Source organism: Legionella sp. 16cNR16C (genome assembly GCF_021297775.1).
In the GTDB taxonomy this organism is placed as follows: Bacteria; Pseudomonadota; Gammaproteobacteria; order Legionellales; family Legionellaceae; genus Legionella_C; species Legionella_C quinlivanii_A.
The window spans coordinates 907372-922176 of record NZ_JAJTMX010000002.1; the positions used below are offsets into that span (position 1 = coordinate 907372).

The following is a 14805-nucleotide window of genomic DNA, read 5'->3' on the forward strand; positions in this document are numbered from 1 at the left end:
AGCCCTGATGCGGCATGGCGCATCAGGGTTAAACCAGTTTATATAACTTCACCGGCATTTCCCGGTGTTTCAAAGTGGCATTGCCGATAAACTCAGCCTCGATGGTGGGTAAATTATTCACTACATCTTCAGAAATCAGGGCGGTAGTGTTGTAGGTTTTATTCAATTGCTCAATATGAGCAGCTGAATTAACCACATCTCCCATAATGGTATATTCAAGCCGCCGTTCGGTGCCAATAGTGCCGGTTACAGCATAGCCAAAGTGCAGGCCGATACCCAATTTGAAATTGGGTATGTTGCCTTTGATACTTTCTTCATCCGTGCGTTTAATGATGTCCTGGGCTGCTCGTATGGCATTAGCGATATCATTACCGCTGGAGATTGGCGCTCCGAATACAGCCATAAAACCATCCCCTAGAAATTTATTAATTATCCCTTTGTTATCATGGATAATTTCAACCATATAATTGAAAAGCTGATTCAGATAGCTAACCACAACAGCGGGTTCGTTCTGTTCCGTAAAATGAGTAAAGTTTCTGATATCGAGAAACATGACACACACAGGGATGTATTCACTGGCATTGGCATTTTTTGATAGTAATTTAGAAACCACTTCCGGAGAAACATGCTGCCCAAAAATACCCTCAATTCGTTCGCGCTCTTTCTGAGCCTCAAAGGCTGCACCTAATTGTTTTCTGATTTGTGCGGTTACAAAGCCGGTTACAATGCCTGCAATCAATAACAGCGCAGCGCGGCCGGCAAAGCTGTACCAGCTTGTCAGAAATGGATCGAGTTCCTGAAAATTGCTCCAGAATGGTGCGTAGCAGTAAAGTCCAATATATTCTATCGCAGCGATCAGCCCAGCAAACCGGCAAATCCATTCATTTAAGGTTAATGAAGAAAGGATAATAAAAATAAAATAAACCAGGACAGGCGGCATCAGCAGGACGTAAACGGGCGTTTGAAAGTGAGATAAAATGATGATGGCGATAGTCGGGATGCTCACTTCTAAAAAAGAAGTCAAATAGCGAAAAATACCAGGAAATGGCTTTTGATATTTAATATGTCGACAAATCATTTGTCTCATAAAAAGAAAATAAAGCGCAACCAAAGCCAAGCCGCTGGGTAATCCGGCCAGAGGTAATCCACGCATTATTTTAATATATTCCTGAGGATAAAAAATTACAAAAAAGGTCCACATGAGCGAAAGAGATGCAAAAACGATAGCCAGAATGGTCGTTCTTAACTTATCGCTTTTTAATATTTCCAATTCGAGGAAACTTTTTTCCATACTGCTCTTAAAGTTAATCTTTCTCTTTAATTCTAGCCCTGGAAATTAAAAAAACACGCCTTAAATTGGACTTGGAATAAAAACGTGTTAATTTCTGAATGTTCAATAGATTAAGGAAGCTCAATGAATATTGTTTCACACTTGAAAAGCCCTGCTGTATTTTTAACATCCTTTGCCCTGGCTTTTCCCTTATACGCCAGTAATCCTTTGGCAACACAAGAACAGAAACTTCTCGATGAGAAAGCCATCGAAATCTATCAAAATCATGCTTTTAGATTGCTTCGCATCAAAGCCAAGGCGGTTTATGCTCTGGCTTATGGACTTTTAATCAGCAATGAAGCAAAGCCACTGTTGTCACCGATGGTTGATGAGCTGATATTCAGTTCCATTCAAAAAGCAGTTAACTCTGATCCCTATTTTCCAAAAGTCTATTGGGTGGATAGCGGCCCGCGTCAATGGTTTGGCCTTGATGTGCCTGGCGGAAGATACAGTTATGATAATCCGGATGTTATTTACCGTACGATTCCCATAGACGGTTCCTTACATTATAAAATACATGGACATCGGGAACCCGCTGGCCTTGCGGATTCCAGTTTCTCTCTAATCAGTAATCCCAATTCACAGGGTACAGTGGCATTGCTCACTAATAGTGAATTGCAAATCGATGCCGATGGAAATTATGAAATCACGATTGATAGTGAAGCAGCTGATGGGCGAATTAATCATATTCAATCGAATGATGACGCAAAAATGTTGTTCGTTCGCAATAGTCTTGGAGATTGGCAGGCTCAAAAGCCGGATAGTTTATCGGTTGAACTGCTTGATGATATCTCTGGCGAAACGCCACGATCAGATACTCGAATTTATCTGGAGACGATAAAAAATATTTCAGAATCTATCTTTTTTTACGGGGTAGGGGCTTTGGGTATCAAAACCAAGCTAAATCCGGTTAACACATTCAAACAGCCCGAGCAATCTGATGATTTGGGAACCCTGGTCAGTCAGGCAAGTTCGTTTGGACATTTTGAAATTGAGGATGATGAAGCCTTATTATTAACAGTCGATATGGGTGGTGCTAACTATTTTATTGCGCCTGCGACTGGGCCATGGACCATTACCATCGATCCGGGAAATGTAGTATGCAGTTTAAATAATCAGCAAGCGATGGCTGATACTGATGGACGCTATCGTTTTGTGCTGTCTTTACAGGATCCTGGTGTATACAACTGGATTAGCACATCTGGTCTCCACGAAGGAACCATGATGCTTCGCTGGCAGAATCTTCCAGCCAACATGGGAGATCACGGGCCAGCCATTACTAGCAAACTGGTAAAAATTGCGGATTTACCGTCGATGCTGCCACCTGAAACTCATTGGGTAAGCCAGGCTGAGCGTCAGGAGCAAATTCTGAACCGGCAATCAGGCTATCAGTCCCGCAGTACTATTTGACGAAGTAACCGGGTACTCAGCAGTACCCGGCAGTATAATTAACGTCCTAAATTAATGGCATTGGTAATTTCGTTTTGTGATTCTTCAAGCGCATCAGTTGTTTTAGAAACAGTTTCTGGTGCTATATTTAAAAAGCTTTGCATTCTTGACTTAAGCGAATCTCCATCACGATATCGAGACAGAATGGCTTTGTCTTCTTTTGACATTTGAACTGCCCGGGAATAATGGCTTAAAGAGCCTTTTAACTTATTTTCCAGCAGGCTTCGTAATGCAAGATACTCTGCTTTATTATCCCTGTTGTTTAAATTGTCCTGTATATCAATTCTGGCGGCCTGAATATTAGAGATTAATTTGAGAATAACGGCTCTTTTATCGTCATACTCGCCATGCTTTTGTTCAATTTTATCCGCAATTTTAAGGAGGTTTTGTTCCAGTTGATCCATAGCCTTGAGGATTAAATTGGTTTTGGTCTCAAAAATTTGCATAACCTGTTCAATGTGTTTTTCAGAATGCGCTTCTCGAATGTAACTTGCATTAGAGTCTTTTATAGGATTTAAACTATGTTTTGAAGGATTAAAATCCTCAGTATGATTAGTGAAATTTCCTGTTGTTTTATCAGTTACACGATAATAATTTTTTGTCCTGCTTAAATAGTCACTTGCAGGATACACCTCGTTTGCCCAGGGATCACAAATATAGGCTTGATCACCCCAGGTTTCAGGCTGGTTCGCTATACTATCTTTCTTGCGGCCTACAACGAGAAATACATGATCACCACCTTTGATGTGATATACCTCCGCATTGGTTTGTGGCGGAGTGTAATTGACGACGTAATCAAGCGCCATCAATGCGAGTTCATGGCAATTACCCAATGACAGTTTTTTACAAAGCTCTATCGTTTGATAAAAATGTTGAATCTCTTTATCCAGTTCAAGCGTATAATCGGGAAAGGCTCGGCAAGCTTTTCGTAACATAGCAATGTATTTTTGCAGCTCGTGTTTTTGTAGAATAGTGTATTCATTATTAACCAGTTGGGTGGAGCCCATCTTGATAAAATGTCTTGCATAAGCGCAGGCATTTTTAGCTATCGCTTCAGAAGTAGTGGGAACTATCTGGAACATATTCCGACAATCAGGTTAAGGACTTTATACTAGTATAGGCTTGATTGATTAACTCAATATTAATTCGAAGTGACTAAGGTTGGTTCAAAATGTTAAGATTGTGTTAATTTTATTTGCTTTCTCACCAACTACTTCCCCGCTTTATGCGGGGAACGTAAAGGCGAGGGAGTTGCTTATAAAAAGGATTAAATCGAGGGGGTAAAGGATTCAGAAGATACCTCTTCTTTTTGAGTGAATCCTGATGTCAACTCTACTTTTAATTTTGAAAAAGTATCAATGAAACACTTCATCAAAAGTCCGAGTGAATTAAGTGTTTTTCTCGCATCAATTTCACCCGACAGATTGTTGAGTAACAGTGTACTGACCGGACCCGGTAGTGCTCCGATTTCGGGTTCACTATTTAGTTTGGGTAATATGTGGTTAAAGCCCTGTGTCAGATCGACATTTATTTTAATGGTTGTATTATTTATTATCCATTCCAGTGTTTTCAATGTGTGGATGTATATAGGTGCTTTTTCATCTCTTAATCCTAAATAGATATGAGGAAGCAACTCTTCAATTTTTTCTCGACTAAGCAGGGGTAAAATCACGCTAAAATAATTGGCTGCCTGAAAGCGGTGATAGTGGAGTTTGCTTTGCGATTTTATAATAATCCCGGTAATAACTTGCTCCCGCTGACTATCAGTCAGAAGCGGTAGTAATCGTTTTAGGCAAATGGGTGATTTTAAATCAGTATAACTCCGCTGCTCTCGTGAGTTTTCCATGATTGTTTGTAATAGCTTATGCGCGTCCTCCGCAGGTATTCGTTTTGCAAGCGCCAATAATAAGTCATCCAATTCCTGCGCTGAATAACTATCTATGATATTGGATGGAAATAGCGCAGGACTCTCGAGAATTACCCATTGCCAAACACTCTTATGCAGGATAAATAGCTCCTCAGAATTTTCTGTGTTATCTACAGACCAGATTGTCTGTAAATTTTGAGCCATCTTCGCTGGAAGTAATTTAAGTGTTCTCTTGTCAAGTTTGTCTTTAGCGGTTAGGAGCCAGCGAACTGCACTGGGGACTGATTCCAGCTGTCGTTCATCATCAAGAATTGCAATCATTTCTTCGGTTAATTGCGAAACCTCCCGCTCGTCAAAGGCAGGAAAAAAAGCAATCAGACAATCTAAAATCAGTGGTTTATTCATTCGGGTAAAAAAGGTTTCGGATTGCCACAAAGTCTTCAGACGATTTTTAAATTCAATCTCCTGACCTGTAGACCGTATGCGTTCAGCATTTACCTTAACAAAACCAAGAAGTGATGCCAGGTGAGGATTGTAAGGCTCAAGCCGGGTGCAAAAATGCTGCGAGAGAAGAACAAAATCCAGCTCATTTAGTCTGGGCGAAAGAGCTATAAACTCGCGAATAGATACGCGGTTTAATGGGTTGGCAGAGATAATCCTTTGGTAGAGTTTTCCAGCCATTAAATGAACTGACTCCTCAGTCATTGCTGGAATCAGGTCAATGAGGCAATCACTCGTTTCTAATAATTCAAATTTATCACAATCCAGTGTAGTCAGAAGGCGAAGAATGAGCTTATTACGGGATTTCTTCTCAATGCCTGAGATATGGCTTGCTATGAAGTTTTTAGCTGATACCCGGCATAGCATCCCCTTGTCGAGCAGTACATGGCTTACGGCAGGAATCAGGCGCGAAAGAAATCGATGAGGTATATTCGCCTGATTCAATTCCTCCATTGTTTTAATACGAACATTCATATCTGTGTTTTTTAAATTGGCTAATATGAAAAGAAATAACTCGTCCTGTTCTGTATCATTGAGTTCAGCTGACCAACTGAGCATGCATTGTATTAATTGAGGCGGGCAGGGGTTTCTGGATTGCCTCATTTGCTTCAGAAGCCATGAAACGATGGTTTGCCGGACGGAAGCTGACAGAAGGCCTGAGACACTGCTGAGAATTTGATAAATAGCCGCAGGTAACATTCTCGAGCCCAATAGCGTGTTGCATAACCTCATTTGTTGTTTGGAGGTCATTTTTAAGGCAAATGATCGCAAACATCCGATGGCATATTCCCGTTTTTTTTCAGATTGCAAAGACAGCGCTTTTATGAGCAGGGGAATAAATGCATGAAGAGATTTTTCGTCTAGCCTGGGGGCTAAAGCACTCAGATGAAACAACGCGGTTTCATAATCATAGTCAGTGATGTCTTGCAGCGACTGCTTAAATAATTGGCTGAGTTCTGAGATCTGACCGGGGTTTAAGCAGGAAAAAAGAATGTGGAGATGGTGAAGCTTTTTAGGTTGAAATGCTCCCGCAAACAAGCACTTTTTAAGCTGGGCAAATAAATTATCATCAATTTCAAGTGCCATATCATGATAAGCGGCAAGCACAATCATTCCTAGAAAACGATAACGGAAACTGACATAAGCAGAGCAGATATGGCGTTTCAAATAAGATATGAGATTATTTTTCATCCACTTCCTCAGCGATTCAGGGGGCTGGAAGGCCCATTGTTCCAGAAGCTTTTCCTGTATGCGAAGGGAGGGGGAATCTTGTCGTGAAAATAACACCAGTTCTGCAGCCAGTCGGCTATTGCGGCTAACCGAACAATATCTTGCCAATTCTTTGAATGACATATTCCACATATAGATTCTGGCCAGAGCATAGGATGGCTGTTCAAAAAGATTCATGGTGATTAAGTGTTGAAATTTTAATTGATTGGATAATATCATATTTGGGTAATAAATAATCCTTCTGTTGAATTAGTTCCTGATAGTATGCTCATTTAATAACGCGAAAGCAGTTCACCAATCCACTCAAAGTTTCTGGCCTTACCTCTGGCTATTGTGTAATATCCTGGAAAAGAAAATTCCTGGAGTGACAATTGTTTGATTTACGAAAGAAAATTGCTCAAATGCTCATTATGGGCTTTTCAGGCACCGAGATAAACGAAAATCACCCTGTTCATTCATGGCTGCTCAAAGACGGTTTAGGCGGCGTGTTATTGTTTGATTACGATCTCATCCAGAAAAAAGCAGGAAAAAATCTGCTTCATTTTGAGCAAATCAAAAAATTGACTCAACAGCTCAAAACCTGTTCCAGCCAGTCATTCGCTGGACAACAGGGGATGGATTTAATTATTGCTGTCGATTATGAGGGTGGGGCTGTTGATCGCTTCAAATCAATTCCCGGTTCAACTCACACTGTCAGCCCGGAACAACTGGTTCAGTTGGATAATGAGGAGCGCAAAAGCATCCTAGCTAAAATGGCGAAAATGCTTCATCATCTCGGATTTAATTTAAATTTTGCGCCGGTCGTTGATCTGAATATCAATCCTCTGGAGGGAATAATAGGTCCTTTGGGACGCTGTTTTTCTGCCAATGCAGACAAAGTGGATCGCTTTGCCCAGGAATTTATAGAGATCTTTTCAGAATACGGAATTCACTGCTGCTATAAGCACTTCCCTGGACACGGCAGTGCCGCTGCCGATACTCACAAGGGATTTGTTGATGTGTCCAATAGTTTTTTACCCGAAGAGCTAAAACCTTACCAGCTATTAAAGCAATCCCGCGTGATGCCGGCTATGATTATGACCGCGCATGTTATCAATCGACAACTGGATCCCTCGGGTTTACCCGCGACGCTTTCAAAGCCAATTCTCAGTAACTTATTGCGTGAACAGTTAGGTTATGAAGGGATCATCATTAGTGATGATTTGCAGATGCATGCGATTAGTCAGCATTTTAGTATGGATGAAGCATTGGCTTTAACTATAAATGCAGGTGCCGATATGATTATTGTAGCCAACCAGCTGGGCACTGTTTCAGCGCCTGAAGTGATTGATCGCATTGAACGTTTGGTATCCGAAGGTACAATAGCTGCCGCCCGTATCGAGCAGGCCTTTCAACGAATTGCTGATTTGAAACAGAAGCAGATTTGCCCTGCCTAGGGCCTGTTTTCCTATCCAGAGACAAGAGGCTTTGTTTTTCGAGCAGATCGTGTTAAAATGTGTTCTCAATGTGCAAAAAATACCCAATGGTGGATATGAACGATTTTCAGATAATCAGGAATTTTAAGGTTTCTTACAGCAAAACCAGATATTGTTGTCGCTGTTGTTGCTGCCACAGTCTGTAATTCCTTTTTATTGTTAATTGTCATTAAAATCAGAGGTTCACATGCCTTCCACCCAAAATACTTCAAGCAAATTCTGGCTCAGCACACCCTTTCTTTATACCCTAATGATTCTTCTCGGAATTTTAAGCGGGTTTTCAGATATTCCGGGATTAAAACCTCTGGGCTTATTTATTGCAGATGTGTTCATTCGTATCTTCAAATGCATTAGCCTTCCCATAATCGCATTATCAATTATTGTTACTCTGACTAATTATCGCGCTGACGGCGCAATGAAGAGAGTATGGCAGCGTGCCATGACCTATACTTTGATTACTACGGTTATCGCAGCAGCGATCAGTTGTTTATTATATCTTCTGATTCAGCCGGGAATGGCAACTCTGACTGCTGCTAAAATTTCAGGACCAGTAGCTTCTCAGTCTTCTTATTTTGAACATATCAGCAGCCTGATTCCCTCGACTATTTTCGAGCCCTTTCTCCAACATCAGGTAATGGGTGTTTTATTACTGGGGATAGTGACCGGCATTGCCATTCGCTATATTCCTGAGCAGGAGCCGCGTCAGACGATTACAGCCTTTTTCCGTGGCGCACATGGACTTTTCATGGTAATTACCGGCTGGGTTATTAAAATCATTCCTTTGGGCTTATTTGGTTTTATTACCAGTACTGTAGTTCAGTTGCGCGAAGGGGAATCGATTCGCGGACTTGGCGGCTATCTGTTAATCATAGTGCTGGCTAATTTAATCCAGGGTCTGGTGGTCTTGCCTCTGTGGTTAAAGAGCCAGGGAATAAAACCATTCTCAGCTCTTCGCGGTATGCTGCCGGCATTGTGGGTGGCTTTTTTCTCAAAGTCATCGGTTGGAACTTTGCCAGTCACGATGGAAACCGCTGAAAAAAATCTGAATGTCAGACCAGAAGTCAGCCGATTTGTATTGCCGCTTTGCACCAGTCTGAACATGAATGGCTGCGCTGCGTTTATTTTTACTACAGTCATTTATTTAATGCAAAACCATGGGATGGAAATAAGCTTGCCAATGATGGCGCTTTGGGTGTTTATTTCAACCATTGCAGCCATCGGTAATGCCGGCGTACCAATGGGTTGTTTTTTTCTTAGTGCCAGTCTTTTGGCAAGCATGAATGTGCCTATCACGCTGATGTGGCTTATTTTACCTTTCTACAGTCTTATTGATATGCTGGAAACCTCTCTCAATGTCTGGTCCGATTCCTGTGTTGCGAAAGTGGTGAATGAAAAGTTAGAGGATAATGCCAGAGATTTTATACCGGAGGGTGTTTCAACTGGTCATTCGACCTGAGGTGCAGATGTTTAAGAGAATCCCCTCCCAAGTTTGGGAGAGGGCCAGGGTGAGGGTTGATTTTAACCCCTCGCTCTAACTCTCTCCCCTAGGGGGAGAGAGGATTTTTAAGTGGAGGACAGTTTAATATACATTGAACTTATCCCAGGACTTACTTTAACAACTGCTCACAAATCCCATAATAAATATCACAAAGTTTTTCCAAATCCTGCAAACTGACACATTCATTAACCTGATGAATGGTAGCATTAACAGGCCCCAATTCGATAACCTCGACCCCATAAGGTGCGATAAAACGCCCATCCGAGGTGCCGCCGGTAGTCGATAGCTCAGGGAAATACCCCGTTACTTTTTGAATCACCTGTATCGTTGTCTCCAGCAGTTTGCCCTGATCGGTTAGAAAAGGCTCTCCATTGATACGCCATTTAATTTCAGGATTTAAGTGGTGGGAGTGGAATATCTCCCTCACTTGCTGCTCCAATCCCAGGGCTGTTTGCTCGGTTGAATAACGGAAATTAAATTGCATAAACAAATTGCCAGGAATGATATTTGAAGCAATACCGCCGGACTGGATGTTGGTGATCTGAAATGAAGTGGGAGGAAAGTACTCATTGCCTTTATCCCATTCTTTTAAGACCAGTTCTGTCAATGCAGGACTTAGTTTGTGAATAGGATTCTCTGCAAGATGAGGATAGGCCACATGCCCCTGTTTGCCATTAAATGTCAGATTACCAGAAAGAGAACCACGACGGCCAATTTTAATTACATCTGCAATTCGTTCAGTGCTGGATGGTTCTCCGACTATGCAATAGTCTATCTTAATCCCGTTCTTAACGATTTCTTCCATAACATGGGGCGTTCCAAGCTGAAACAAGTCGCCTTCTTCTCCACTGGTAATTAAAAATCCAAGACTGCCAGGAAAAGAAGGGTGTTTGTCAATGAAGCGCTTGGCAGCAAGCAGCATAGCGGCCAAACTGCCTTTCATATCAGCAGTGCCGCGTCCGTAAAGCTCATCGCCAATAAGCGTTAGCTTGAAAGGAGGCGTCTTCCACTGATCACTATCGCCAATTGGAACCACATCGGTATGTCCAGCAAAAACAAGAAGCGGCGAGGAAACCCCGTAGCGGGCAAAAAAATTATCGACCGGGCTATTATTAAAAGGATGGCAGGTGAATCCCAAATGGCTTAGAAAAGTAAGCATTGATTCCTGGCAGCCGGCATCGAACGGAGTAATTGATTCACGTTCAATCAAATCTGCAAGAATTTCATAGAGCGAATTCATCAGAGATCTCGAAGCAATTCATTAACGCTGACTTTTGAGCGGGTTTTTTCGTCGACTTGTTTGACGATAACCGCACAATAAAGGCTGTGACTGCCATCTTCACTCGGCAGATTACCCGAGACTACAACAGAACCGGCCGGAATGCGTCCGTAGGTAATAGTGCCAGTCATCCGGTTGTAAATTCTGGTGCTCTGACCAAGATAGACGCCCATCGATATGACAGAGCCGCGCTCGACAATAACGCCTTCGACGACTTCAGAGCGGGCTCCGATGAAGCAATCATCTTCAATGATCGTCGGGTTGGCCTGCAAGGGTTCAAGAACGCCTCCTATACCAGCTCCTCCGGATAAATGAACGTTTTTACCAATTTGCGCACAGGATCCTACCGTGGCCCAGGTATCGATCATTGTACCCTCATCGATATAGGCGCCGATGTTGACATAGGAAGGCATCAGGATGGTATTTTTACCGATAAACGCTCCTTGGCGAACTATTGCATGAGGAACTACGCGCACACCGGTATTTTTAAAATCCTCGTCACTGTAATGAGTAAATTTTAATGGCATTTTGTCATAGAATTGGCAAAATCCTGCATCAATAGCTTGATTATCATATAATCTAAAGGACAGCAAAACTGCTTTTTTTATCCATTGATGAACAACCCATTCTGAGCCCGATTTTTCTGCAACACGCAATTGACCGGTATCAAGCCCGTTAAATACTTCATTAACTGCTTCAATAATATTACGGGGAGCTGTTTGCGAAGATAAACTGTGGCGTTGCTCAAAAGCGTCTTCAATCGTCTGCTGCAGGGAGTTCATGGTGTAGATCTCTTATCTGATTTATATTGTAGAGTATCCACGCGCGCATTTTTTTTCAAGGGACTTTTTCTGCCTGCATTTCCAAGTCTGGCAAGGCAGCTTGCAGATAATGAAATTTTTCTTCGCAGGCTTACGGTCTGGCCTGGCTTGAGAGTATACTGTCATTTTTTATATCTGGATTGAATGTGCGTATTTTAATAACAGGAGTTGCCGGGTTTATTGGTTTTCATTTAGCCAAGTATCGTCTGGAAAAGGGAGATACAATTATTGGTCTTGATAATCTGAATGATTATTACGATGTCCGGCTTAAATTGGCCCGACTGGAGCTTTTACAAAAATACCCCCGCTTCAGTTTCCATAAAGAAGACATCAGTGATGCGGATGCTGTGGAAAGGGTATTTAAAACGAGCCACCCGCAAAGAGTAGTCAATCTGGCCGCACAGGCAGGAGTACGTTATTCACTGACCAATCCTCTTCTCTATGCGCAATCGAATATGATTGGATTTACCAATATTGTTGAAGCATGCCGGCAATTGGCTGTAGAGCATCTGGTGTATGCCTCAACGAGCTCTGTGTATGGGGCAAATTTGGCGCAACCCTATAATGAAGAGGATTCTGCCAATCATCCCTTAACTATCTATGCAGCCAGTAAAAAAGCCAATGAGTTAATCGCCCATTCTTACTCGCATTTATTTAATTTGCCGACCACCGGTTTACGGTTTTTCACCGTATACGGACCCTGGGGAAGGCCCGACATGGCCTTTTTCTCTTTTACCCGGGATATTCTCGCGGGCAAAGCGATAAATATCTATAATAATGGCCAATTACAGCGTGATTTTACTTATATTGATGACATTATAGAAGGTGTATCCAGAGCTGTTGATCATGTTGCCAGGCCCAATCCGGAGTGGTCTGGCCTTTCTCCTGATCCCTCAAGCAGTATGGCGCCGTATAGAATTTATAATATTGGATGTGGTAATCCGGTCAATTTGCTGGATTATGTGGAAGCACTGGAAGCTGCTTTACAGAAAAAAGCGATTAAAAATTTTCTGCCCATGCAGCCAGGTGATGTCGTTTCCACTAATGCAGACACCACCCGCCTGGAATCCGAGCTGGCTTATAAACCCTCCATCAATTATCAGGAGGGGATCCGCCGATTCGTTGACTGGTATTTACATTTCTATCGGGGTTAATCCTGACAGCCTGAACATGGGCAGCAGCGGCGTCCTCTGTTGCCCATTGCGTTTTTATATTCTCTATAAGCTGATCTTTAATATGCCATTGCTGGTTAATCCAGGTTTTAAATTCATCCTGCAAAGATGACTTAGTCAAGTCATTACTTATAAACTGTTCTGGAATCTCAATTTCCCGCAGATGAACACGGATCTTACTAATTCTGCCGCATAAAAAATCCCAGAGAGAGTGCTTCTCTTCAGCGTATACGATAGTTAAATCCAGCAATTTATGAATCTGTGAACCCATGGAACCGATTACAAAACTGACTCCTCCTGCACGAGGCCGAAGCAAATGACGGTATTCCGAACCTTGCAGCGCTTTTTTAGACAGATTAAAGCGTGTGCCTTCCACAAAGTTGGCAATAGTCACCGGTTGACCTTTGAAGGAATAGATCGCCTTTCTGGTAGCCTCCAGATCTTTTCCTTGTTTATGAGGATTCTTAGCGAGATATGCCTTGCTGTATCGTTTCATAAACGGACAGCCCATTGCCCACCAGGCGAAGCCCAAAAGGGGAACCCACTTCAATTGATCTTTAATAAAAAACTTGATGACAGGAATTCTGCGGTTAAACAGCCTGTGCATGAGTACGATATCAAGCCAGCTCTGATGGTTGGCAATAAGCAGATAGGATTGCTGTCTATCCAGCTCCTTTAGACCAGTCGCCTCCCATTCATGGGGTATCAGATGACTAATATAGGCATTATTGAGATCACACCAGTACATAACAAAGCCATCAATACGCTGACCGCAGTAAAGTCTCCAGCGCTGACTAGGAATGAGTTTCAACAGGCCGAAAATAAATATCGGCATAAAACAGATACAGGTTGATAATATGAGAGTAAAAATTGCGAGCGACGCTCGCAAGGGATTAGACCTCGAGTTTGTTTTCATAATCAATTTCCATTAATCCAGTGCATAGGCAAGATCAGCCACCAGATCATCAATATGTTCAACCCCAACCGAGAGACGAACAAAGCCATCGACAATTCCGAGTTGCTGACGTGTTTCATAGGGTATAGACGCATGCGTCATGATTGCGGGATGTTCAATCAGGCTCTCAACACCTCCAAGGCTTTCGGCCAGTGTAAAAAGCTCACAGCGTGAAAGAAATCGAGTGGCGTAATCGATATTCCCTTTGAGTACAATTGAGATCATGCCCCCAAAATCCTGCATTTGTTCCTTGGCCAGGCGATGCTGGGGATGACTTTCAAGTCCAGGATAAATTACTTTCTCGACCTTGGGATGCTTTTCAAGCCATTGCGCCAGATGCCGTGCATTCTCACAGTGACGCTCCATACGCAAGGGCAGGGTTTTAAGGCTTCGTAAAACCATAAAGCTATCAAAGGGGCTGGCAATTCCTCCACAGGAGTTTTGTAAAAATGCCATTTTTTCAATCAGCTCGGGATTGTCTCCGACTACCACAACACCACTGACTATGTCTGAATGACCATTTAAATACTTGGTGGCTGAATGAATTACGATATCGAAACCGCATTCCAAAGGCCGTTGAATCCAGGGGGTCGCAAAGGTGTTATCGGCCACCGCTATCAGGTGATGTTTTTTAGCCAATGCCGCAATTTGACGAAGATTTGCCAGCATAAGCATGGGGTTTGAAGGGGTCTCGAGCCAAATCATACGTGTTTCGGGCTTTATTGCAGCTTCAACTGCTGCGATATTAGTCATGTCTACAAAAGAAAAGCTCAGATTCGAAGTTCTTGTTTTAACTTTGTCGAAGAGTCTGAAGGTGCCTCCATAAAGATCATTCATGGCAATCACATGATCGCCACAATTCAGCATATCAACAATGGTGTTAATTGCAGCCATTCCTGATGCGAAAGCAAAGCCTCTTTCACCCGATTCCAGGCTGGCGATACAGGCTTCATAGGCGGTCCGGGTTGGGTTGTGAGTTCTTGAATATTCATAGCCCTGATGAACCCCGGGGGCTGACTGTTTGTAGGTTGATGTGGTATAAATAGGTGTCATCACAGCACCGGTTGACGGATCAGGATGTTGGCCTGCATGAATTGCACGCGTATTAAAATGTTTGCATTCCATAATGAAATTCCTTCTGATCTGTTAGGTTATGCAAAATCTGCTAACCGTGTATATAATTTACTTAAATATGACAGGCTGCCTTTCTTAAAAAGTCTCCGAAGAA

Annotated in this window: 11 protein-coding genes; 4 read left to right on the forward strand and 7 right to left on the reverse strand. The window is 42.5% G+C overall.

What is annotated here, in order from left to right; translation table 11 throughout:
• Positions 1-28: 28 nt before the first annotated feature.
• Positions 29-1291, reverse strand: a complete 1263-nt coding sequence (locus tag LXA66_RS07885) for an adenylate/guanylate cyclase domain-containing protein (protein ID WP_233012685.1) — start codon at positions 1289-1291, stop codon at positions 29-31.
• Positions 1292-1414: 123 nt separating this feature from the next.
• Here LXA66_RS07885 and LXA66_RS07890 point away from each other — a divergent pair, with 123 nt between their 5' ends.
• The gene (locus LXA66_RS07890) at positions 1415-2740 is read left to right on the forward strand and encodes a hypothetical protein (RefSeq protein WP_233012686.1); all 1326 of its coding nucleotides are present in this window, start codon (positions 1415-1417) and stop codon (positions 2738-2740) included.
• Between the two features lie 38 nt (positions 2741-2778).
• Here the strand turns inward: LXA66_RS07890 and LXA66_RS07895 are convergent, their stop codons facing one another.
• Together LXA66_RS07895 and LXA66_RS07900 are read right to left on the reverse strand one after the other, a co-directional pair.
• On the reverse strand, positions 2779-3861 hold the full coding sequence (locus LXA66_RS07895) for a hypothetical protein (RefSeq protein ID WP_233012687.1): 1083 nt from the start codon (positions 3859-3861) through the stop codon (positions 2779-2781).
• Between the two features lie 185 nt (positions 3862-4046).
• A complete protein-coding gene (locus LXA66_RS07900) occupies positions 4047-6554 on the reverse strand; it encodes a hypothetical protein (RefSeq protein ID WP_233012688.1) in 2508 nt (835 codons plus the stop codon).
• Positions 6555-6748: 194 nt separating this feature from the next.
• Between LXA66_RS07900 and LXA66_RS07905 the strand changes: the two genes are divergently transcribed.
• Positions 6749-7813, forward strand: coding sequence for a glycoside hydrolase family 3 N-terminal domain-containing protein (locus tag LXA66_RS07905; protein ID WP_233012689.1), 1065 nt, complete (start codon positions 6749-6751; stop codon positions 7811-7813).
• A gap of 226 nt (positions 7814-8039) precedes the next feature.
• Positions 8040-9308, forward strand: coding sequence for a dicarboxylate/amino acid:cation symporter (locus tag LXA66_RS07910; protein ID WP_233012690.1), 1269 nt, complete (start codon positions 8040-8042; stop codon positions 9306-9308).
• Positions 9309-9459: 151 nt separating this feature from the next.
• On the opposite strand, the gene dapE is transcribed toward LXA66_RS07910, so the two are convergent.
• Positions 9460-10590 carry a succinyl-diaminopimelate desuccinylase gene (gene dapE / locus LXA66_RS07915; protein ID WP_233012691.1) on the reverse strand — a complete coding sequence of 377 codons (1131 nt, stop codon included), beginning with the start codon at positions 10588-10590 and terminating at the stop codon, positions 9460-9462.
• Entirely contained in the window at positions 10590-11411 is an 822-nt protein-coding gene (gene dapD, locus LXA66_RS07920) for a 2,3,4,5-tetrahydropyridine-2,6-dicarboxylate N-succinyltransferase (RefSeq protein WP_233012692.1), read from the reverse strand. The genes dapE and dapD overlap by 1 nt, the downstream gene beginning before the upstream one ends.
• Before the next feature lie 185 nt (positions 11412-11596).
• On the opposite strand from dapD, the gene LXA66_RS07925 reads away from it, so the two are divergent.
• On the forward strand, positions 11597-12604 hold the full coding sequence (locus LXA66_RS07925) for an NAD-dependent epimerase (protein WP_233012693.1): 1008 nt from the start codon (positions 11597-11599) through the stop codon (positions 12602-12604).
• Here LXA66_RS07925 and LXA66_RS07930 read toward each other — a convergent pair.
• The gene (locus LXA66_RS07930; RefSeq protein ID WP_233012694.1) at positions 12543-13538 is read right to left on the reverse strand and encodes an acyltransferase; all 996 of its coding nucleotides are present in this window, start codon (positions 13536-13538) and stop codon (positions 12543-12545) included. The genes LXA66_RS07925 and LXA66_RS07930 overlap by 62 nt on opposite strands.
• A gap of 12 nt (positions 13539-13550) precedes the next feature.
• Positions 13551-14702, reverse strand: a complete 1152-nt coding sequence (locus LXA66_RS07935) for a PLP-dependent aspartate aminotransferase family protein (protein WP_233012695.1) — start codon at positions 14700-14702, stop codon at positions 13551-13553.
• Positions 14703-14805 lie beyond the last annotated feature (103 nt).

Excerpts from the sequence above, each read along its gene's own strand:
- LXA66_RS07885 (WP_233012685.1), bottom strand. The coding sequence starts at position 1,291 with ATGGAAAAAAGTTTCCTCGAATTGGAAATATTAAAAAGCGATAAGTTA.
- LXA66_RS07890 (WP_233012686.1), top strand. The coding sequence starts at position 1,415 with ATGAATATTGTTTCACACTTGAAAAGCCCTGCTGTATTTTTAACATCC.
- dapD (WP_233012692.1), bottom strand. The coding sequence starts at position 11,411 with ATGAACTCCCTGCAGCAGACGATTGAAGACGCTTTTGAGCAACGCCAC.
- dapE (WP_233012691.1), bottom strand. The coding sequence starts at position 10,590 with ATGAATTCGCTCTATGAAATTCTTGCAGATTTGATTGAACGTGAATCA.
- LXA66_RS07910 (WP_233012690.1), top strand. The coding sequence starts at position 8,040 with ATGCCTTCCACCCAAAATACTTCAAGCAAATTCTGGCTCAGCACACCC.
- LXA66_RS07930 (WP_233012694.1), bottom strand. The coding sequence starts at position 13,538 with ATGAAAACAAACTCGAGGTCTAATCCCTTGCGAGCGTCGCTCGCAATT.
- LXA66_RS07895 (WP_233012687.1), bottom strand. The coding sequence starts at position 3,861 with ATGTTCCAGATAGTTCCCACTACTTCTGAAGCGATAGCTAAAAATGCC.
- LXA66_RS07935 (WP_233012695.1), bottom strand. The coding sequence starts at position 14,702 with ATGGAATGCAAACATTTTAATACGCGTGCAATTCATGCAGGCCAACAT.
- LXA66_RS07900 (WP_233012688.1), bottom strand. The coding sequence starts at position 6,554 with ATGAATCTTTTTGAACAGCCATCCTATGCTCTGGCCAGAATCTATATG.